Origin of the sequence: Streptomyces populi (assembly GCF_002911015.1) — a bacterium.
Classification (GTDB): Bacteria; Actinomycetota; Actinomycetes; order Streptomycetales; family Streptomycetaceae; genus Streptomyces; species Streptomyces populi.
The window spans coordinates 82205-102573 of record NZ_KZ626851.1 but is presented as its reverse complement, the minus strand read 5'-3'; the positions used below and the strand labels follow the sequence as shown (position 1 = coordinate 102573).

15 protein-coding genes and 1 pseudogene are annotated in these 20369 nt (G+C 70.1%); 3 read left to right on the top strand and 13 right to left on the bottom strand.

What is annotated here, in order from left to right; translation table 11 throughout:
* Nucleotides 1-139 precede the first annotated feature (139 nt).
* Complete coding sequence (locus tag CW362_RS09390; RefSeq protein WP_103548914.1) at nucleotides 140-676, top strand: GNAT family N-acetyltransferase; 537 nt, start codon at nucleotides 140-142, stop codon at nucleotides 674-676.
* Between the two features lie 232 nt (nucleotides 677-908).
* On the opposite strand, the gene CW362_RS09385 is transcribed toward CW362_RS09390, so the two are convergent.
* The 3 genes from CW362_RS09385 to CW362_RS09375 all read right to left on the bottom strand — a co-directional run bounded on the left by CW362_RS09385 (nucleotide 909) and on the right by CW362_RS09375 (nucleotide 3150).
* Nucleotides 909-1304, bottom strand: coding sequence for a hypothetical protein (locus CW362_RS09385; RefSeq protein WP_103548944.1), 396 nt, complete (start codon nucleotides 1302-1304; stop codon nucleotides 909-911).
* Nucleotides 1305-1495: 191 nt separating this feature from the next.
* A complete protein-coding gene (locus tag CW362_RS09380) occupies nucleotides 1496-2536 on the bottom strand; it encodes a CU044_5270 family protein (RefSeq protein ID WP_103548913.1) in 1041 nt (346 codons plus the stop codon).
* Entirely contained in the window at nucleotides 2533-3150 is a 618-nt protein-coding gene (locus CW362_RS09375) for an RNA polymerase sigma factor (protein ID WP_103548912.1), read from the bottom strand. The genes CW362_RS09380 and CW362_RS09375 overlap by 4 nt, the downstream gene beginning before the upstream one ends.
* A 388-nt stretch (nucleotides 3151-3538) precedes the next feature.
* On the opposite strand from CW362_RS09375, the gene CW362_RS43230 reads away from it, so the two are divergent.
* Complete coding sequence (locus tag CW362_RS43230; RefSeq protein ID WP_162684019.1) at nucleotides 3539-3844, top strand: hypothetical protein; 306 nt, start codon at nucleotides 3539-3541, stop codon at nucleotides 3842-3844.
* 84 nt (nucleotides 3845-3928) lie between these two features.
* On the opposite strand, the gene CW362_RS09360 is transcribed toward CW362_RS43230, so the two are convergent.
* The 8 genes from CW362_RS09360 to CW362_RS09325 all read right to left on the bottom strand — a co-directional run bounded on the left by CW362_RS09360 (nucleotide 3929) and on the right by CW362_RS09325 (nucleotide 17322).
* A complete protein-coding gene (locus CW362_RS09360; RefSeq protein WP_103548909.1) occupies nucleotides 3929-4531 on the bottom strand; it encodes a sarcosine oxidase subunit gamma in 603 nt (200 codons plus the stop codon).
* Nucleotides 4524-7781 carry a sarcosine oxidase subunit delta family protein gene (locus tag CW362_RS09355; protein ID WP_103548908.1) on the bottom strand — a complete coding sequence of 1086 codons (3258 nt, stop codon included), beginning with the start codon at nucleotides 7779-7781 and terminating at the stop codon, nucleotides 4524-4526. The genes CW362_RS09360 and CW362_RS09355 overlap by 8 nt, the downstream gene beginning before the upstream one ends.
* An 11-nt stretch (nucleotides 7782-7792) precedes the next feature.
* Nucleotides 7793-9043, bottom strand: coding sequence for a sarcosine oxidase subunit beta family protein (locus CW362_RS09350; protein WP_240657730.1), 1251 nt, complete (start codon nucleotides 9041-9043; stop codon nucleotides 7793-7795).
* Between the two features lie 30 nt (nucleotides 9044-9073).
* A complete protein-coding gene (locus CW362_RS09345; protein WP_103548907.1) occupies nucleotides 9074-11536 on the bottom strand; it encodes a GcvT family protein in 2463 nt (820 codons plus the stop codon).
* Between the two features lie 216 nt (nucleotides 11537-11752).
* Nucleotides 11753-12721, bottom strand: coding sequence for an ABC transporter substrate-binding protein (locus CW362_RS09340; RefSeq protein ID WP_103548906.1), 969 nt, complete (start codon nucleotides 12719-12721; stop codon nucleotides 11753-11755).
* 13 nt (nucleotides 12722-12734) lie between these two features.
* The gene (locus tag CW362_RS09335) at nucleotides 12735-14744 is read right to left on the bottom strand and encodes an ABC transporter permease (protein WP_103548905.1); all 2010 of its coding nucleotides are present in this window, start codon (nucleotides 14742-14744) and stop codon (nucleotides 12735-12737) included.
* Complete coding sequence (locus CW362_RS09330) at nucleotides 14744-15832, bottom strand: quaternary amine ABC transporter ATP-binding protein (protein ID WP_103548904.1); 1089 nt, start codon at nucleotides 15830-15832, stop codon at nucleotides 14744-14746. The genes CW362_RS09335 and CW362_RS09330 overlap by 1 nt, the downstream gene beginning before the upstream one ends.
* Before the next feature lie 20 nt (nucleotides 15833-15852).
* Nucleotides 15853-17322 carry an aldehyde dehydrogenase family protein gene (locus tag CW362_RS09325; RefSeq protein ID WP_103548903.1) on the bottom strand — a complete coding sequence of 490 codons (1470 nt, stop codon included), beginning with the start codon at nucleotides 17320-17322 and terminating at the stop codon, nucleotides 15853-15855.
* A gap of 124 nt (nucleotides 17323-17446) precedes the next feature.
* Between CW362_RS09325 and CW362_RS45585 the strand changes: the two are divergent.
* Nucleotides 17447-17644, top strand: a pseudogene (locus CW362_RS45585) (hypothetical protein); the annotation flags it as partial.
* Nucleotides 17645-17671: 27 nt separating this feature from the next.
* Here CW362_RS45585 and CW362_RS09320 read toward each other — a convergent pair.
* The gene (locus CW362_RS09320; protein ID WP_103548902.1) at nucleotides 17672-18508 is read right to left on the bottom strand and encodes a methylenetetrahydrofolate reductase; all 837 of its coding nucleotides are present in this window, start codon (nucleotides 18506-18508) and stop codon (nucleotides 17672-17674) included.
* Nucleotides 18509-18511: 3 nt separating this feature from the next.
* A complete protein-coding gene (gene betA / locus CW362_RS09315; RefSeq protein WP_103548901.1) occupies nucleotides 18512-20179 on the bottom strand; it encodes a choline dehydrogenase in 1668 nt (555 codons plus the stop codon).
* Nucleotides 20180-20369 lie beyond the last annotated feature (190 nt).

The window sequence follows — 20369 nt, the reverse complement described above, 5'->3', positions numbered from 1 at the left end:
GCTGTTCCCCCCCACATGCGCTCTGACTCGGATGAAGAAGGCGAACCGCCCTCGCTCGGCCTGAACCCCCAGCTCAGAGCGGCGCGGATCGGCTGAGAATCACTTGGCCCGTGCCCGGCGGAGAGATCATCATGTGGGAATGTCCGAGAACCCGTCCCCGGTGGCACCGACCGTGGTGCGACTTGCCCAGTACACGAAGGCGGACCAGGAGGAGATCCTCGGCGACAGCGACGATCCCTTCGGTGTCGCCTGGACCGGTCTGACCTGGCTGCCGAAAGAAGACCACTTCGGCATCAGACACGACGGCAGGCTCGTGGCACACGCCGGCCTGCTGCGGCTGCCCGTCGCGATCGGCGGCACCGGGACGGAAGTGGTGGGTGTCGGCGGGGTGGCCGTCGCACCCGGGATGCAGGGGCGAGGCCTGGCCCGGCTCGTCCTCGCGGCCACGCTGGAGCACGCCCGCACGACGGGCCCTCGACACGCACTCCTGTTCTGCCGGCCTCCCCTCGTACCGCTCTACCGGCGCCTCGGATGGCACCCGCTGGACAAGGACGTGCTCGTCGAACAGCCCCGGGGCCGCCTGGCGACCATGCCGCTGCGGACCATGGTGACGCCCCTGCATGACGACGCCCACTGGCCCCCGGGACCGGTACGGCTCTTCTCGTTCCCCATGTGACGGGCCCTTCGACGAGAGCCGCCCGGCGGGTCGGCCCCGTCTCCCAGCTCATGGAACCGGAGCGCTCCTCCTCGTCGCGGGCTTCCCGTCGCTTCTGTTCCGGAGCCGGTCGCCCGCTTCTCGAAGTCCTGGTCGGCCTGCTCGCACATGGTGGACCGCCCGGATGCGCCGTCGTGCCGGGGCGCCCGACGGCGTACCCGCCCAGGTGGAGAGCGAGCGTCCCGACGCCTGGTCAGGCGGGAGCGAAAGCCTCCTCGGGGACGTCGTCGAGGACGAATCCGTTGTCGAGCCGGACACGGACCGTGACGCGGAGCATCCGGCGCCGGTAGGCGTCCCACTGCTCCTCCAAGGCCCCCACCTGTTCCTCCAGCTGCTTTCTGCTCGCCGGCGGCATCTGGTCTCCGAAGTCGTCGAGGAGCGACTTGAGACGCAGGTACTCACGGACCTCGTGGCTCTGCTGCCGGTGGTGCTCGTCCACACGCTCGACGGTGCCCTCGATGCCCGCCGCCAGGGCCACGGAGGCGGTGAAGGCACCCGTCTCCTCCGGGGGCTCCCCGGCCGGGGTCACCGTCCCGTCCAACCGTAGATCCGCCGCCAGCCGCACCCGTCGGCCCACGCTCAACGTCATCGATCCTTCGTCTTCCTCGTCGGTCACCGGCGACCCGGAACACGTGGCGACGCCAGGCGCACCGGAGAGGACAGGATCATCCCACCCTCGTCTCTGGTCCCGGCACGATCGAAGCCCTTGCGAGCCCCGGCGGGCAGGGGGCGGACCCGAGGTGGGCCTGCTGAGCCCCCACCGAGTTCGCCCCCTGCTGCTCAGTTGTCGGTCCCCGCGGATTTCCCGCCGTGCCGGTCGACGACGGCGCACCGCAACACGGCCGTGCTGCCCGTCAGCGTGTCGGACGTGATGCCCTTCTGCTTGTCGTGGGTGATGAAGCCGCGCGCGCCGAGGAACGCGAGACTGCGCTTGTCGAAGATCCACTCGTCGCGCGTGGCGGAGGAGGCGTCCTCGCGTGTGATGGCGATCCCGTGCCGGCCGGCCACGTCGACGGCGTCCGGAATCTCCTTGACCCCCGGTATCCTCGCGGCCGCCTTGTACAGCGCGGCGGCGTTCCGCGGCGGCATGAGCGTCTGACTCAGCAGGTCGCCGATCAGGGAGAAGACGGCCTGCTCCCTGGACTCTCCGTCGGACACGCGGACGTCGCGGCGCAGCAGGGTGAGCAGGGCGTCGGGGTCCGTCGGCAGCGAGGACAGCCACGCGTACGTGGGGTGGTCGATCCCCGCCGGGACCGCGTCGGTGGACTCGATGGGGATGGTCTCGTCGGGCATGACGGCGTCCTTGCCGGACTCGCGCATCCAGCCGAGGGTCTTGAGGGGCCCGGGGTCCTGCGAGGTCCACGTCTCCACCGTGTGCGGGGCTCCGAGTTCCACGGGCCCCTCGAAGGTTCCCTTGTTCTCCACCGTCAGGCTCCTGACGTACACGAACTGGTCGTCCCTGACCGGCGTGGCGTCACTGGTCATGGCGGCGACGGCGATCCGGTTCAGGGTGACGGAGGCGCTCCGGGCGCGGGCGCTGCCCGTTGCGGTCCGGTCCGTCGGCGCGGGACCGTGGCCGCCGGCGACGGTGAGGGTGACGGCGAGTGCTCCGGCCAGCACCGTCGAGGCGAGGGGCACCAGGACGGCCGGACGCGTCAGCCGGCGGCGCGGGGCCGGGGCGGGAGCGTGGCCGAGGTCTTGGTCGATCTGCTGCATCAGGATGTCCTTGTAGTGGAGGTGTCGTCCCGGCGGGAGCTCCCATTCGGCCGGCGCGGACAGCAACTCCAGCGCGTCCTCGGTCCGTCGACCGTCGGCGTTCATCGGGTCTCCTCCTGCAGGAACAGGGCCGCGAACGCGGCCTCACTCTCCATCTCTCCACGGGGGCCGGGAGGTTCCGTCCTCGCACCGTCCTGCTCTGAGCTGAGCCGGGCGAGCCGGGCCCGGGCGCGCGACAGCCTCGACCGTACGGTGCCCACGGGGACACCGAGCGTCTGCGCGGCCTGCCGGTAGTCGAGGCCGGCCGACACGCACAGCGCGAACACCTCACGCTCCTGGCGGCGCAACCGGCCCAGCGCCTGGTGGACCAGCGCGAGCCGACGGGCGTCGTCGATCCGCCCTGCCGTCTCCTCCGCGAAGTCCTCCACGGGACGCGGCTGTGGGCTGCGCGCGAGGAAGGCGAGCCGTCGACGCAGACTCCGGTTGGCGTTGCGCGCCTTGTGCGTGGCGATGCCGAGCAGCCAAGGGCTCAACGAACCACCCTCCGGCTCTACCCGTTCCCGGCCCCGCCAGGCGGCGAGGAACGTCTCGGACATGACCTCCTCGGCCTGTGACCAATTGCCGGTCAGCCTCAGGGCATGGTTGTAGACCGCCCGCGCGTACTGGTCGTAGAGCTCGGCGAACGCCGCCCGGTCCCCCGCCCGTATGCGCGCGCGCATGGATTCCGCTGGTTCTTTATCACTCACACTCGGTACTCTCCGTGCCCCGCCCGAAGTTCCTGTGGCGCGCGTCACGCCCCGGATGCGACGGGCGACCGCACCGAACAGGGTGCACGTGACCCGGGTGGGGGCCGCTCTCGGGGGCAGGGTCGACCACCGGTGCGAGCCCTGTCGGGTCGGCGAGGCGCGGAAACCGGCTGGCGCCGCATGAGCGGCCTCGGCCGTGATGCGCGGTGTTGCCCGGCCGAGGCGAGCACGCCGGGGTCGATGCCACAGAAGGCCAGTTGCCTCAGCCGGCTTGCCAGTACGGTGACGCCGAGCGGTGGCAGCTCCGGGCGGGTGACTCCCGCTCCGGATCGGTGAGTTCATGGCGGCGTATCACTCCACCATGATCCACCAACCGATGGTCTTTGAAGACGGACCCTGCTGCGGCCGCTGTTCGGAGTTCGCCAAGTTCCCCATCAGGTCGGTGGAGACCGTCAGCGATACCCTCCCGGTTGCACGGAAGCGAACCGACAAGAGCGATGCGGCGGACGCGCCCGCGACCACGAGATCGACGACCTGGAGGAAGTCAAGGGCGGTCGTGGAGGAGTTCTCGCCGATCCCGGTGTGCGAGGGCGGCGACCTCGGCCCGCATGGTGTGGACACTGACATGAGTCGTGGTGGTCACAGGGTTCCAGCCTTCGGAGCGTAGGACGCGACTCGCTGTGCAAAGCCCTGTGGGAGCCCCGTCGAGAGGCTCCCACGAGAGCGACGGGGACAACCCCGCCGAGGTCGCTCAGACGTACTCCGTCGCCGCGTCCAGCAACCAGTCCGCCAGATAGCCGGCGAAGGACGAACGGACCAGTACCCAGAACCCGGCCCTGGGTTCGTCCCGGGCGACCAGGACGACCTGCGCGCGGCCCAGGGTCGTCTGGGCGCAACGGCCGGAGCCGAAGGCCCTCGGATGCAGGTCCAGCGCGCAGCCGTGCGCCAGCAGATCGCGGGCGCGGGGACCTGTCACGAGGAGCGTGGTGCGCTGGGCGGAGACGTCGGTGACGGAGACGGGTTCGTCTCCCGCCGCCTCCCGGATCCGGCGCTCCAGGTCCCGTTCGCTGCCGGTCGGGCCGGCCACCAGCCATTCGTCCGGACCGAGCCACAGCACGGTCAGTTCCCCGGCGCGTACGACGGTGTCGGGTTCGAGGGGCAGTTGCAGGCCCAGTGCGAGCCCGATGGCGTCCGCCGCCGCTCCTTTTACGTCGAGGCGCACGTTGATCTGGGCCAGGAAAGGCACTTCGGCCAGCCGGATCGCGCCCCTCGACGTGCGGGTCGCGGCGGCGAGGCGGGCCGCGACCTGCGACAAGGGGCTGCGGAGCGGGGCGGTCAGGGCGGTGTCAGCCATCGCGGCGGGCTCCCTCGGGGTCGTAGAGGACGGGGCTCGCGACGGTCACCGGGACCAGTCGGTCACCGACGGGGGCGTACAGCCGCTCGCCGATGCGGTCACGGCCGCCCTTGATCAGGGCGAGCGCGAAGGTCCGGCCGAGGGTGGCACTGCGGTAGCTGGAGGTGACGTGGCCGAGCATCGGGACGGGCGGTGCGGGCAGCTCGCTGTCGGCGACCAGGTGGGTGCCCTCGGGGAGGAAGACGGCCGGGTCCACGGGGAGCAGGCCGACGAGGTGCTTGCGGTCGGGGCGGACGGTGTCGGCGCGGGAGTAGGAGCGCTTGCCGATGAAGTCGGGCTTCTTCTTCGACACCGCCCAGCTCATGCCGAGGTCCTGCGGGGTGACCGTGCCGTCGGTGTCCTGACCGATGATCGGGTAGCCCTTCTCGGCGCGCAGGACGTGCATGGTCTCGGTGCCGTACGGGGTGATGCCGTACGGGGAACCGGCCTCGTGCAGTGCCTGCCACAGGGTGAGTGCTTCCCAGGGTGACACGTTGATCTCGTAGGCGAGTTCGCCGGAGAAGCTGATCCGGCACACCCTGGCCCCGATGTCCGCGACGGTGGTCTCACGCCATGCCATGAACGGGAAGTCGTCTTTGGCCACGGCCAGTCGGGGTGCCAGCGCGCCGAGGACGTCGCGGGAGCGGGGGCCGACGAGGGCGACGGTGGCCCACTGTTCGGTCACGGACGTGCAGTGGACCTGTAGTTCGGGCCACTCGGTCTGCAGCCACTCCTCCATCCAGTCCAGTACGGCGGCGGCGTTTCCGGTCGTGGTGGTGACCAGGAAGCGGTCCTGGGCGAGGCGGATGACGGTGCCGTCGTCGAGGACCATGCCGTCCGGGCGGCACATCACGCCGTAGCGGATCATGCCGACCTTCAGGGTGCTCATCATGTTGGTGTAGAGCAGGTCGAGGAAGACGCCCGCGTCCGGACCCTGTACGTCGATCTTGCCGAGGGTGGAGGCGTCCATGAAGGCCACGCCGCCGCGGGCGGCGGCGCACTCGCGCAGGACCGCGGCCTCCATGTCCTCGCCGTCCCGCGGGTAGTACCAGGGGCGCTTCCACTGGCCGACGTTCTCGAAGAGGGCGCCGTGCGCGGCATGCCACTCGTGGAGGGCGGTCGTGCGGACCGGGTCGCTCAGGACGCCGCGGTCACGGCCGGCGAGCGCCGCGAAGGAGACCGGCGTGTACGGCGGCCGGAACGTGGTCGTGCCGAGCGCGGAGATGTCCACGCCGAGCAGTTCGGCGACGACGCCGCCGGCCAGGAACCCGGAGGTCTTGCCCTGGTCGTTGGCGGTGCCCGCCGTCGTGTAGCGCTTGGTGTGCTCGACCGAGCGCAGACCGGCGCCGGCCGCCCGGGCCAGGTCGTCGACGGTGACGTCGCGTTGGAGGTCGACGAAGCGGGGCGCGTCCGGGGCACCGGGGACGGTGTACACGTGCATCGCCGGCGTGGGCCGCGGTCGTGCGGCCACCGTCGGCAGGCTGGGCTCCTGCGGGGTGTAGCCCTCGGCCTCGACCGCGCGGGCACCGGCGGCGGCGCCCTGGGCCAGGACCTCGGCGAGATCCAGGGCACCGCTCGCGCTGCCCGCGACCTCGACCGCCTGCCGGCAGGTGTCCGGCACGAAGGAGCCCAGTGCCTCGTCGTACCGCAGCCTGCCGCCCGACTGGCTGAACAGGTGGGCCACCGGGTTCCAGCCGCCGGAGACCAGCAGCAGGTCTGCGATGAACTCCCGCTGTCCTTCGGACTCTCCGTACGGGGCGACGGTCACCGCGGTGAGCCGCGGGTCGCCCCTCGTGCCGGTGACGGCGTGCCCGGCGAGCACCTCTATGCCCGCCTGCCGGGCGCACTCCGCCCACTCCCCCGGTGCGGGGCGGGTGTCGACGATCGCCGCGATGTCCACGCCCGCGGCGGTGAGGTCCAGCGCCGCGTCGTAGGCACTGTCGTTGGTGGTGAGGACGACCGCACGGCGGCCGGGCAGCGCACCGTGACGGTTGACGTAGGTGCGGGCCGAGGCGGCGAGCATCACGCCGGGGCGGTCGTTGTCCGCGAACGCCAGCGAGCGCTCGTGGGCGCCGGTGGCCAGGACCACGCGACGCGCCCGGATGCGCCAGACGCGCTCGCGGGAGACGTGCTCGGGGGCGTCGGCACCGAGGTGGTTGGTGCGGCGTTCGACGGCGAGGAGGTGGTTGTCGTCGTAGTGGCCGAAGACGGTGGTACGGCGCAGGAAGCGCACCTCGGGAGCGTTGTCGAGCTGCCCGGTGACGTCCGTCACCCAGTCGAGGTGTTCGGCCGTGCCCAGAAGGCTGCCGCCCGGCTCCGGTTGGTCGTCGGCGAGGATGACACGGGCTCCGCTGCGGACGGCGGCCGCCGCCGCGGCGAGGCCGGCCGGTCCCGCTCCGACGATCAGCAGGTCGCAGTGGGCGTGTACGGCGTCGTAGCGGGCGGGGTCCGGTTCACCGGCGAGGCGGCCCTGGCCGGGGAGGGTGCTCGCGACCAGGCCGTCGTAGAGCTCGACGGTGGTCGCGGGGAGCATCGGCTCGGGGAAGGGCGCCTCGATCTGGACGACCGCGTTGGGCTCCTCCACTCCGGCCGAGAAGATGCCTCGGGGGCGGCCGAGTCTGATGCTGGTGCCGGCCTCGATGAGGCCGTTGGCGATGAGGGCGGAGGCGAGGGTGTCGCCTCGAAGGCCCTGGTACTCGGTGCCGTCGAAGGTGAAGGTGAGGGGGGTGTCGCGGTGGATGCGGCCGCGGGTGGGGTGACGGAACGGCCGGCCCGCGGCGGAGCCGCTGATGGGGGCAGTACCGCCACCGCTCTCGCCCGTCCCGTCCAGAAGGGGCTCTGTCCCCTTCACCGCCGACGACGGTGAAGGGGACTTGTCCTCGGACTCCCCCGGAGGGGGTACCCCGGGACAGGCTGAGCGCACCGGGCGGGGCCCGGGCGTCGCCGGGCGTTCCTCACCCGACCGGTACACCGCCAGGATCTCGTTCGTGGCCGTGTCCCGTACCGCGTTGAACCACTTGCGGCAGCCCGCCGCGTGACTCCAGCGCTCGGCGAACGGGCCCTTCGGATTGTCGCGGAAGAACAGATAGCGGGCCCACTCCTCGTCGGTGAGGGCCGAGGGGTCCTCGGGGTAGGGCACGTGGGCCTGGCCACCGTAGTGGAACTCGGTCTCGTCGCGGGGCCCGCACCACGGGCAGGGGATGAGCAGCATGGTCGGGCTCCCTAGTGGGCCACCGCGGCGGCGCCGTGCTCGTCGACGAGCGCGCCGGTGGTGAAACGGTCGAGCGAGAAGGGGGCGTTGAGGGTGTGCGGGGCGTCGTGGGCGATGGTGTGGGCGTAGACCCAGCCCACGCCCGGCGTGGCCTTGAAGCCGCCCGTGCCCCAGCCGCAGTTGAGGTAGAGACTGTCGACAGGGCTGAGCCCGACGATCGGTGAGGCGTCGGGGCTGACGTCCACGATGCCGCCCCAGGTGCGCAGCACGTGGGCGCGGGCGAAGACCGGGAAGAGCTCGAGGGCCGCGGACATCTGCTCCTCGATGATGTGGAAGGCGCCGCGCTGGGTGTAGGAGTTGTACGCGTCGATGCCCGCGCCCATCACCAGCTCGCCCTTGTGGGCCTGGCTGACGTAGACGTGGACCGCGTTGGACATGACGACCGTCGGGTGCACCGGCTCCAGCAGCTCCGACACGAGCGCCTGCAACGGATGGCTCTGGACGGGGAGTTCGATGCCGGCCATGGCGGCGAGGACCGAGGTGTGGCCCGCCGAGCAGAGCGCGACCTTGCCCGCCGCGATGGGGCCGAGGTTGGTCCGGACTCCGACCACGCGGTTGCCGACCAGCTCCAGGCCGGTGACCTCGCAGTTCTGGATGATGTCGATGCCGGCGGCGTCCGCCGAGCGGGCCAGGCCCCAGGCCACGTGGTCGTGCTTGGCGATGCCGGCGCGCGGCTGGTGGGTGGCGCCCAGGACCGGATAGCGCACGTCCGGCGAGATGTTGACGATCGGGCAGATTTCCTTGACGCCGTCCGCGTCGAGCCACTCCGCGTCCACGCCGTTGAGGCGGTTCGCCTCGACGCGGCGCACGCTGTCGCGGACGTCCTGGAGGCTGTGGGCGAGGTTCAGCACACCGCGCTGGGAGAAGAGGATCGGGTAGTCGAGCTCCTCCGCGAGCCCCTCCCACAGCTTGAGCGCGTGTTCGTAGATGCCGGCGCTCTCGTCCCACAGGTAGTTGGAGCGGATGATGGTGGTGTTGCGGGCCATGTTGCCGCCGGCCAGCCAGCCCTTCTCCAGCACGGCGACGTCGGTGATGCCGTGGTTCTTCGCCAGGTAGTGGGCGGTGGCGAGGCCGTGGCCGCCGCCGCCCACGATCACCACGTCGTACGAACGCTTCGGCTCGGGTGTGCGCCAGAGGAAATCCGGGTGGTCCGGGAGGTCGGCGCCTGGGGTCGCCTTGCCGTCCGGCAGCTCAGCGGTCACCGGCAGTGCTCCTTGTCTCGAGGTCGGCGCTCAGCCACGGAGGCGGGACATGGTCGGGTCGAACAGGGGCTCCTCGGCGACGACCGCCTCGACACGCCGGTCGAAGTAGCCGATGTGCACGGTGGTGCCGGGGGTGGCGAGTTCCGTCGGGAGCCAGGCGTACGCGATGCCCTTGCCGATCGTGTAGCCGTAGGCGGCGCTGGTGACGTGGCCGACGGCGCGGTCACCGTCGTACACCGGTTCCTTGCCCATGACGACGGACCGCGGGTCGTCGATGGTGAGGCAGGTCAGCCTGCGGCGGACGTCGGTCCTACGGCGCTCGAGGGCGGCCCTGCCGATGAAGTCGCCCTTGTCGAGCCTGACGGCGAAGCCCAGGCCGGCTTCGTAGGGGTCGTGCTCGTAGGTCATGTCGGCGCCGAAGGACCGGTAGCCCTTCTCCAGTCGGAGGCTGTTGAAAGCGCCGCGTCCGGCGATGATGCCGCCCAGCGGCTCGGCCGCCTGCCACAGGGTGTCCCACAGCTTCCGGCCCAGGTCGGCGGTGGTGTACAGCTCCCAGCCCAGCTCGCCGACGTAGGAGAGGCGCATCGCGGTGACGGGGACGGAGCCGATGTGGGCGCGCCGGGCGCGGAAGTACTTCAGGCCGTCGTTCGAGAAGTCCGTGTCGGTGAGGGGCTGGATGACCTTGCGGGCGAGCGGGCCCCACAGGCCGATGCAGCAGGTGCCCGGGGTGATGTCACGGACCTGGACCGCGCCTCCCCCGGCTACCGCTGGGAGATGCCCCCAGGAGAGGTGGCGGGTGAGCCAGTCGAGGTCCAGGTTGCCGTTGGCGCCGACCTGGAAGAGGTCACGGGCCAGCCGGGCGACGGTGACATCGCTGCGGATGCCGCCGTCCTCGTCCAGCAGGAGGGTGTACGTGACGGAGCCGACGGACTTGTCGATCTTTCCGGTGGACAGCCCCTCCAGGAATGCGGCGGCACCGGGACCTGTGACCTCGAGGCGCTTGAGGGCCGTCATGTCGTACATCGCGACGCCCTCGCGGGTGGCCTGCGCCTCGGCGCCGACGATCGGGGACCAGTAGCGTGCGGCCCAGTCGTTCGGGGTCGGGATGGAACGGCCCTCCAGCAGGCTCGCGTTGGCCTCGTACCACTGGGGGCGCTCCCAGCCGTTCGCCTCCAGGAAGAAGGCTCCCAGCTCCTGCTGACGGGCGTGGAAGGGGCTCGTGCGGATCGGGCGCGGGTCCCCGGACGGCTGGAGCGGGTGGAGGATGTCGTAGACCTCGACGAAGTTCCGGCAGCTGCGGGCCAGGACGTACTCGGGGGCGAGCTGGTGCGGTTCGAAGCGGTTGACGTCGCACTCGTGCAGGTCGAAGGACGAGCAGTGGCCGTCGACCAGCCATTCGGCCATGGCCCGGCCGACGCCGGCGGAGTGGGTCACCCAGACGGCCTCGGCGACCCAGAAGCCCTTGACGTCCGGGGACTCGCCGAGGAGCGGCTGGCCGTCGGTGGTGAAGGAGAACAGGCCGTTGATGCCCTCCTCGATCTTGGCCTCGCGCGTCGCGGGGAGCAGGGAGTGGGTCTCGGTCCAGGCGTCCTCGAAGTCGTCCGCGGTGAACTTCAGGACCGACGGCATCTCGTCGGCCTCGTCCACGGACAGGATGTCGTCCACGGAAACGGGCATCGGGCGGTGACCGTAGGAGCCGATGCCGATGGCGTCGAAGCGGTCGCGGTAGTAGAGGTCGGCGTCCTGGTGGCGCAGGATCGGGCGCACCGCCTCCTCGGTCTGGCCCGCGAGCGCCGGTACCGGGCCGGTCCAGGCGAGTTGGTGGCCGAGCGGGGTGAGCGGGAGGTTCATGCCGACCATGCGGGCGATCTTCGGGCCCCAGATACCGGCGCAGCACACGACGACGTCGGCGGGGATCTCCCCCTGGTCGGTGAGGACGCCGGTGACGCGGCCCTCGCTCTGCCGGACGTCGAGGATCTCGTGGCGGGCGAGGAAGCGTACGCCGCGCTCGGTGGCCCGGCGGATCTGCGCTTCCACCGCGAGGACGGCCTTGGCGAGGCCGTCGGTCGGGACGAGGAGGCCGCCGAGGACCTTGTCCGGGTCGACGAGCGGGTGCTGCTCGACGCATTCCTCGGGGCTCAGCAGCCGGGCCTCGATGCCCCAGGCGGTGATCCAGCCGTGGCGGCGGTGCAACTCGGCGACGCGCTCGGGGGTGGTCGCCACTTCGAGGCCGCCGACCTGGAGGAAGCAGGGCTTGCCGTCGACGTCGAGGGAAGAGAACTTCTCGACCGTGTAGCGGGCCAACTCGGTCATGGTCTTGGAGGGGTTCGTCTGGAAGACCAGGCCCGGGGCGTGCGACGACGATCCCCCGGTGGCGGGCAGCGGGCCCTGGTCGACCACGGTCACCTCGGTCCAGCCGCGCGCGGAGATCTCGTCGGCGAGGGCCGCTCCCACGACGCCCGCTCCGATGATCACCACTCGGGGTCCCGCCATCGCCGCACCTCCGAAATCGAAACTTCGAGTTGCTTTCTGCGCAACATAATTCAGGTTGCGCAACTCAATGTGCCCGCCGCGAAGTGGGGGTGTCAAGGGCGCCGCGACGTCGGAAAACAGGCCGAAACACCGCCCGGAACACGGCGATGCCCGGCGGGCGGCGCGCACCTGCACGCACCGCCCGCCGGGCATGTCCGACCGGCTTGTGGCCCCGGCCTACTTGATCCAGGCGTCCACCTTGTCCTTGTTGGCGTCCACCCACTTCTTCGCCGCCGCCTCGTGGGACAGCTTGTCCTGGGCGATGTACTTGGCGACCGTGTTCTGGTCCTCGTTCGTCCAGTTGAAGTTCTTCACCAGGTCGTAGGCGGGGCTGCCCGACTTGGCGAACTTCGAGCTGACGATCTTGTCCAGGTCGTAGACGGGATAGTCGCAGGCGACCTTCTCCGCGACGGCGTCACAGCCGGTCGTGTACTTCGGCAGGGAGACCTTCTTCAGCGGCACCTCGGACAGGAACCACTGCGGCTCGTAGAAGTAGCCGATCATCCACTTCTTGTTCTTCTCGGCGTCCCGGAAGGACTGGATGAGCGCGGTCTCGCTGCCCGCGTACACCACCTTGAAGTCCAGCTTCAGGTTCTTCACCAGGGCCTCGTCGTTCGTGACGTACGACGGGTCGCCGTCGAGGAGCTGTCCCTTGCCTCCCGACTCGGACGTCTTGAACTCGGCCGCGTACTTGTCCAGGTTCTTGTGGTCGAGGATGTCGGGGTGCGCCTTGGCCAGCCATGGCGGCACGTACCAGCCGATGATGCCCTTGTTGCCGGTCCCGCCGGCCTCGACGGCGGTCTTCTGCTGGGTGATGTACTTCTTCTTCAGGTCGTCGTGGCCCCAGTTCTCCAGGACGGCGTCGACCTCGCCGGTGCCGAAGCCCTGCCAGGCGATCTCTTCCTTCAGGTTCTTCTTGTCGACCTTGCAGCCGAGTTCGTGCTCGGCGACGTACGCGACGACCGCCGCGTCGGCCTCGTAACCCACCCAGGGGTTGACCGCGAGGTTGAACGTGCCGCACTTGCCCGAGCCGCCCCCGCCGTTCGAACCCGAGGAGGAGTCGCCGACCTTCGCCCCGCCGCACGCGGTGAGGGTGAGGCCGAGGACGGCCAGGCCGGCCGTGCCGGCTCGCCAGTGTCTTGCCATGGTGTCGTGCTCCTTATGCGCCCACGCGACGCGCCGCTGCCTGAGTGATCCGGTCGAACATGACTCCGAGCAGGACGATGGCGCATCCCGCCGCCAGCCCCTTGCCGTACAGCTCTCCCTGCGAGAATCCGGCCACGACGTCGTAGCCGAGGGCCCCTGCTCCCACCAGGCCGCCCACGACGACCATCGACAGCACGTAGATCAGGCCCTGGTTGGTCGCGAGCGTCAGGGCACCGCGCGACATCGGCAGTTGGACCTTGGTGATGATCTGCCAGGTGTTGCACCCGGCGGAGGCGGCCGCCTCCACGGTGGTCTCGGGCACGGCCCGGATCCCGTCGGCGATGATCTTCATGGCGACCGGCGCACCGTAGACGACCGCGGCGACGATGGCCGTGAAACGGGTGGCACCGAACAGCGCGAGGAACGGCACGAGATAGACGAACGGCGGCATGACCTGGGCCGCGTCCAAGGTGGGCCGGATCAGTCGGTCCACGAGCGTACTGCGCCCCATCCACACGCCGAAGACGACGCCGAGCACCATCACCAGCACCGTGGCGACGAGCGTCGAGGCCAGTGTCGTCATGCCGTCCGACCACACGCCCGTACCGACCAGCAGGCCCACGCACACGGCCGTGGTGACCCCGGCCCTCCAGCCGCCGAACACCACGCCCAGTGCGACCAGCACCGCGCCGACGAGCCACCACGGGGAGTCGGTGAGCAGCGTCTGGAACGGGTTGAGCAGGCCGTTGGTGACGGCGTCGCGGAAGGCGTTGGTCACACCCGACAGGTTGTCCTGCGCCCAGTCGGTCGCGGTGTCCGCCGCACTCGCGATGTGGTGGCCGATCGTGCCGTTTCCGGGGAAGTCCGCCGCCCACACATAGGTGTGCGACAGGTGGATCAGGACCGCCGTGACCACGGCGCCCGCGCCCAGCAGCGGCCGCCGCCACTTCACGAAGCGGTTCATGGAACGCCGTGCGTTCTCCTCGCGGGCGCCGGCCGCGGTCGTGACCCGGTCCAGGACGATCGCCATGACCACGATGGCCAGACCCGCGTTGAAGGCCGTGCCGACGTCAAGCGACTGCAGCGCCTGGAGGACGTTCACGCCGAGGCCCGGCGCGTTGATCAGGGCCGCGACGGTCACCATGGCGAGGGCGGCCATGATGGTCTGGTTGACACCCATCACCACGGTCCGCCTGGACATCGGCAGCAGGACTTTGAACAAGGACTGACGGCGGGTGGCACCCAGGGATTCGGCCGCCTCGACGGTCGTCCTCGAGACGTTGCGGATGGCGTGCGCGGTGATGCGGATCGTCGGCGGGGCCGCGTAGATCACGGTGGCGATGGTGGCGGACGCTCCGCCGATGAGGAAGAACAGGGTCAGCGGTGCCAGGTAGACGAAGGTCGGCATCGTCTGCATGAAGTCCAGGAAGGGCGTCATGATCCGGTTGAACCGGTCCGACAGCCCGGCCCACACCCCGAGCGGGATCGCGAACAACAGGGCCACGAACACCGCGGAGAGGGTCAGGGCGAGGGTGTCCATGCTCTCCTGCCACAGCCCCTGCAGCCCGAAGAAGGTGAAGCCCGCCACGGCCAGCAGCGCGACCCTCCAGTTCCCCACGGCCCAGGAGACGTACCCGGCGATGCCGACGACGCCGAGCCAGCCGACCTGCGGGACCGGGCGGGTCCCGGACGGCTGGGAGATCAGGTGCTGGACGAAGGTCACCAGGTTGTCGATGACCAGCCGGATCTCGTTGAAGAAGTACAGGAAGAGCGGGTTGGAGTTGCGGTGGGCGCCGATGGAGTCGTTGAAGTCGTTGATCCACCGGTGCAGATCGGTCAGATCCGCCGCCGCCAGCGGTAGGGTCTGCTTCCCGCGCAGGAGGGCGAACAGCACCAGCCAGGCGACCAGGACCGCGCCGATCACCATGGGCCGGCTGACCTTGCGCGCGCCCCCGGCGGGCGCGGCCGGCTCCAGGGCCTCCGCTTCTCCGGGTTTCCGGGATTTCTCGACGGCGACGCTCATCACGCGCCGCCTTCCCGCCCGGCGACCACCGCGAGGATCTCCTCGTCGCCGACGATGCCGAGCAGCTTGCCGTTCTCGACGACCTTGACGGGCTTGTCGGCCGTGAGCACCGCCCGAGTGGCCTCCTTCACCACGACGTCCGGGCCCAGCTCGGGGCCGTCCAGTTCGTCGGCGTCCTCCCGCGCGCGCATGATCCAGCGCAGGGTGAGTACGTCGCCGCGCGGCACGTCCTTGACGAACTCGCGTACGTAGTCGTCGGCGGGGGCGCCGACCAGCTCGTCACCGGTGCCGCACTGGACCGTCCTGCCGTCGCGCATGATGAGGATGCGGTCACCCAGCTTGAGCGCCTCCGAGAGGTCGTGGGTGATGAACACCATCGTCTTGCCGACCTCGTGGTGCAGCCGGACGACCTCGTTCTGCATGTCCCGGCGGATCAGCGGGTCCAGCGCCGAGAACGGTTCGTCGAAGAGGAGTACGTCCGGGTCGCCTGCCAGCGCCCGGGCAAGGCCGACGCGCTGCTGCATACCGCCGGAGAGCTGGTCGGGGTAGGAGTTCTCGTAGCCGGAGAGACCGACCAGTTCGACGACCTCGAGCGCCCGCCTGGTGCGCTCGGCCTTGCTCATGCCGCGGATCTCCAGGCCGAACGACACGTTGTCGACGACCCTTCGGTGCGGCAGCAGCCCGAAGTGCTGGAAGACCATGGAGAACTTGCGGCGGCGCAGTTCGCGCAGGCGCCTGTCGTCCGCGTCGCGGATGTCCTCGCCCTCGAAGACGATCCCTCCCGCGGTGGGTTCGATCAGCCGGGTCAGACACCGCACCAAGGTGGACTTCCCGGAGCCGGACAGGCCCATGACGACGAAGACCTCGCCGGGCGAGACGTCGAAGCTCACATCGCGTACGGCAGCGGTGCATCCGGTGCGCTCCATCAGCTCGCGACGGGTGAGCCCGCACAGCTCCTCGGAGCCTGGTACCTGGTCCGCCTTCGGCCCGAACACCTTCCACAGCTTGCGCACGGATATGACCGGAGTGGGGGCCGAGTCCTGGGGCGTGCCGCGCCGCTGCGGAGCCTCAGTCTGTGCTGGGGTCACGATCGACCTCTCTTCGGCGTTCAGCCGCGGAACCAGTGCTGCGGCCGGGGTTGGATGTTCTGCCAGATGTGCTTGGGCTCCCGGTACTCGTCGAGGCCGGTCGGTCCCAGCTCCCTGCCCACGCCCGAGTGCCCGAAGCCACCCCATTCCGCTTGCGGCACGTAGGGGTGGTAGTCGTTGATCCACACCGTGCCGTGGCGCAGTCGCCGGGCGACCCGCTGGGCCTTCCCGGCATCCTGGGTCCAGACGGCGCCGGCGAGTCCGTACTCGGTGTCGTTGGCGATGCGTACGGCGTCGTCCTCGCCGGTGAAGCGCTCGACGGTCAGCACGGGTCCGAAGGACTCCTCGTGCACCACCCGCATGTCCTGGGTGCACGCGTCGAGGACGGTCGGCGGGTAGTAGTAACCGTCCGCGAGGGCGGGATCGTCCGGCCGTTCGCCGCCGCAGCGCAGTACGGCACCCTCCGCGAGGCCGGCCGCGACGTACGCCTCGACCTTCTCCCGGTGCCGCGCGGAGATCAGCGCGCCGGTCTCGGCCTCGGGGTCGAAGGGCCCGCCCAGTCGGATCCGCCGGGCGCGACGGACGACCTCGTCGACCAGGGCGTCATGGACCGAGTCCTCGACGATCAGCCGGGCGCCGGCCGAGCAGACCTGGCCCGAGTGCAGGAAGACGGCCGTGAGGGCGAAGTCGACGGCCGTCTCGAAGTCGGCGTCGGCGAAGACCACGTTGGGGTTCTTGCCGCCGAGCTCCAGCGCGACCTTTTTCACGGTCGCGGCGGCGGTGGCCATGATGCGCTTGCCGGTCTCCAGGCCTCCGGTGAAGGAGACCATGTCGACGGCCGGGTCCTCGCAGAGCGGTGCGCCCACCTCGGGGCCCGTGCCCAGGACGAGATTGGCGGCGCCGGCCGGGAGCCCGGCCTCCTCCAGTGCCCGCATCAGCAGGATCGAGGTGGAGGGGGTGAGCTCACTGGGCTTGAGGATGATGGTGTTGCCCGCGAGAAGCGCCGGGGCGACCTTCCAACCGGCCTGCAACAGAGGGTAGTTCCAGGGAGTGATGAGCCCGCACACGCCGATCGGTTCGTACACGACACGGCTGACGGCGTCATCACGACCGGTGTCGATCACCCGGCCGGCGCCTGTGCCGGCGATCCCGCCGTAGTAGCGAAAACAGGAGACGACGTCGGCGATGTCGTACTCGCTCTCCACCAGCCGCTTGCCGGTGTCCAGCGACTCGGCGCGGGCGAACTCCTTGGCGTCGCGCTCGACGAGGTCGGCGGTGCGCAACAGCAGCGCACCGCGCTCCCGCTCGGGGATGTGCGGCCAGGGACCTTCGTCGAAGGCCCGGCGTGCCGCCGCGATCGCCGCCTCGGTATCCGGACGCGTCGCCTCGGACACGGTCACGGCGAGCGTGCCGTCGGCTGGACAGCGGATCTCCCGGCGGCCACCGGCCACGGCGTCGCGCCATTCCCCAGCCACGTACAGGTCTGCCACTCGCCAAGCCCTTCAGCCGTTACGCGTTGCGCATCGTGCATTCAATTGCTTGTGGTGGAACACCATGGCGAACGCCGCAGACCTACGTCAAGGGGTTGGCGGATGACGATTTCACAAGGGCCCCATCGACCCGACTCTCTTGACCGATGATCCCGTCCAGCCCCACCAAGTCGTCAGAAACTCGGGAAACATCCTGGAGAGCCGACAGTTCGACGATCGACTCCAGGGCCGCTTCTTCATGAGGGTTCACTTCGACGTCTCCGCCCCTGACGCGAATGCGAAAACTCTGCGTTACCGATTACGAACCCGGGCGTCCTCCTGGACGAAGTGCCCCGCTCCGGCGATCGGTTCAGTCGCCCGACCGGGCCAGCAGTGCGCGGCGCCACCGTTCGGTCTCGGCGATCTGGTTGAACGTGAACACGTGCAGGCCCGCCACCTCGGCCGAGGGCGCGGTCAGCGCCTTCGCGCCGCGGGCGAGCAGCCGGTCGGGCGCGTAGCCACCCGGGGTCGCGAACCGCAGGAACCACGAGGCGTGCCGAGTGAGGAAGCGCGTCGACTCCCCCACCCCGATCTTCGCCGCCATGGCCAGCAACTTCGCCCGCTGCACGGGCCCCGCCACGCCCACATGGACGGGCAGGACGACGCCGCGGCGCCGTATGCGGCCGACCCAGTCACCCAGCACGCGCGGATCGAAACAGAGGTTGCTCACGATGTACGTGGCGTGCGCGCGCTTGTCCCACATGGCCTGGATGGTGAGGTCGTCGTGGATGAGCGGATGGCTCTCCGGATAGCCGGTGATACCGACGCGCGCGAACGGGCCGCCCAGCTCACTCAGCCTGCGCAGCACCGGCAGCGCCCCGTCGAAGGCCCCGGCCGGAGGATCGGCGTCGCCGGCCGGGACGAAGACGTCGTCGACACCCGTCTCCCGGAGCCGGTCGACGACATCCTTCAGATGCGTGTCGTCCCGCAACAGCCGCGCGGGCACGTGCGGGACGACACGGTAACCGTGCGCAGCCAGCCGGCCGACGAGGCCGAGCGTGGGCTCCAGGCCCTTGACCGGCGACGCCGTCACGGTGACGACGACGTCACGCGGTACATGGGCGAGGACCTGGTCCACGGTCGCCTTCGCGGGCAGCACCTCGTAACGGACGCCCGACAGCAGCACCCCGAGCCCCTCGGCGTCCACCCTCTACCCGGCCTGCTTCTGGGCATCCCGGTAGCGGTAGTAGGCGGCCTCGGAGGGGGGCAGCGGCTCCTTGCCGAGGATGAGGTCGGCCGCCTTCTCCGCGATCATCATCACCGGCGCGTAGATGTTGCCGTTGGTGACGTAGGGCATCACCGACGCGTCGACGACGCGCAGCCCCTCCACGCCGTGCACGCGCATGCTGGTGGGGTCGACGACGGACATCTCGTCGGTGCCCATCTTGCAGGTGCAGGAAGGGTGCAGGGCGGTCTCGCTCTCCTTGGCGACCCAGGCGAGGATCTCCTCATCGCTCGCCACGGACGGTCCAGGTGAGATCTCACCGTCGTTGTACGGGGCCAGAGCGGGCTGGTTGAGGAGTTCGCGGGCGACCCGGATCGACTCGACCCACTCGCGGCGGTCCTGCTCGGTGGAAAGGTAGTTGAAGCGCAGCGCCGGGTGTTCCTGCGGGTCCTTGCTCTTGATCTTCACCGAGCCGATGGCGTCGGAGTACATGGGGCCGACGTGCACCTGGTAGCCGTGGCCGCCGGCCGGTGAGGAGCCGTCGTAGCGGACCGCGACCGGCAGGAAGTGGAACATCAGGTTGGGGTAGTCCACGTCTTCGTTGCTGCGGGCGAAGCCGCCGGCCTCGAAGTGGTTGGTCGCGGCGGGGCCCTTGCGGAAGAGCCACTGCAGGGCGATGAAGGGCGCGCGCCACTTCGCCAGGTACGGCTGCACGGAGACGGGCTGCTTGCAGGCGTACTGGATGTACACCTCCAGGTGGTCCTGCATGTTCTCGCCGACGCCGGGAAGGTCGTGGACGACGTCGATGCCGAGCGCGCTCAGTTCCTCGGCGTTGCCTACTCCGGAGAGCTGGAGCAACTGAGGGGAGTTGATCGCACCGCCGCAGAGGATGACCTCGCGGGCGCGCACCTGCTGGACCTTGCCGCGGCGCCGGTACTCGACGCCGACGGCCTTCTTGCCCTCGAAGAGGACGCGGGTGACCAGGGCACGGGTGGTGACGGTGAGGTTGGGCCGCTTCCTCACGGGCTTGAGGTACGCCTTGGCGGCCGACAGCCGGCGGCCGCGGCTGACGTTGCGGTCGAAGTGCGCGAAACCTTCCTGCCGATAGCCGTTGACGTCGTCGGTGGGGGCGTGGCCCGCCTCCTGGGTGGCCTTGAGGAAGGCTCCGAACAGCGGGTTCGTGGCGGGGCCGCGCTCGAGGACGAGGGGACCGTCGTGGCCGCGGAACTCGTCGTCGGGTGCGGCCGCGAGGCAGTTCTCCATCCGCTTGAAGTACGGCAGACAGTGCGCGTAGTCCCAGGACTCCATGCCGGCCCCGGCCGCCCAGCGCTCGTAGTCCATGGGGTTGCCGCGCTGAAAGATCATGCCGTTGATGCTGCTGGAACCGCCCAACACCTTGCCGCGCGCGTGATAGACGCGTCGGCCGCCCATGTGCGGCTCGGGTTCCGACTCGTACTTCCAGTCGTAGAACCGGCTGCCGATCGGATACGTCAGCGCCGCGGGCATGTGGATGAAGACGTCCCACGGATAGTCGGGCCGGCCCGCCTCCAGGACCAGCACCTGGTTGTCGGGGTCGGCGGAGAGCCGGTTGGCCAGTGCGCTGCCGGCGGATCCACCGCCGACGATGACGAAGTCGTAGTGCAGGGGAGCCATGGTGCCTCGTCTCGCTCGCGCCATAGATACCCGAGGCATGCTAATACGAGCATCGCCATACGCACCAGGTTGCGAACAGCGCAACCACAAGGCCTATGTTTCCGTGCCGTTACTTGCGCTGCTGTTGTTTACTACGCGTATAGTTTCGCTGTGAGCAACTACAGTCCAGACGCCGAAACGGCAGGTTCGC

Excerpts from the sequence above, each read along its gene's own strand:
- CW362_RS09380 (WP_103548913.1), bottom strand. The coding sequence starts at position 2,536 with ATGAACGCCGACGGTCGACGGACCGAGGACGCGCTGGAGTTGCTGTCC.
- CW362_RS43230 (WP_162684019.1), top strand. The coding sequence starts at position 3,539 with ATGATCCACCAACCGATGGTCTTTGAAGACGGACCCTGCTGCGGCCGC.
- CW362_RS09340 (WP_103548906.1), bottom strand. The coding sequence starts at position 12,721 with ATGGCAAGACACTGGCGAGCCGGCACGGCCGGCCTGGCCGTCCTCGGC.
- CW362_RS09375 (WP_103548912.1), bottom strand. The coding sequence starts at position 3,150 with ATGCGCGCGCGCATACGGGCGGGGGACCGGGCGGCGTTCGCCGAGCTC.
- CW362_RS09360 (WP_103548909.1), bottom strand. The coding sequence starts at position 4,531 with ATGGCTGACACCGCCCTGACCGCCCCGCTCCGCAGCCCCTTGTCGCAG.
- CW362_RS09355 (WP_103548908.1), bottom strand. The coding sequence starts at position 7,781 with ATGCTGCTCATCCCCTGCCCGTGGTGCGGGCCCCGCGACGAGACCGAG.
- CW362_RS09385 (WP_103548944.1), bottom strand. The coding sequence starts at position 1,304 with ATGACGTTGAGCGTGGGCCGACGGGTGCGGCTGGCGGCGGATCTACGG.
- CW362_RS09345 (WP_103548907.1), bottom strand. The coding sequence starts at position 11,536 with ATGGCGGGACCCCGAGTGGTGATCATCGGAGCGGGCGTCGTGGGAGCG.
- CW362_RS09335 (WP_103548905.1), bottom strand. The coding sequence starts at position 14,744 with ATGAGCGTCGCCGTCGAGAAATCCCGGAAACCCGGAGAAGCGGAGGCC.
- CW362_RS09390 (WP_103548914.1), top strand. The coding sequence starts at position 140 with ATGTCCGAGAACCCGTCCCCGGTGGCACCGACCGTGGTGCGACTTGCC.
- betA (WP_103548901.1), bottom strand. The coding sequence starts at position 20,179 with ATGGCTCCCCTGCACTACGACTTCGTCATCGTCGGCGGTGGATCCGCC.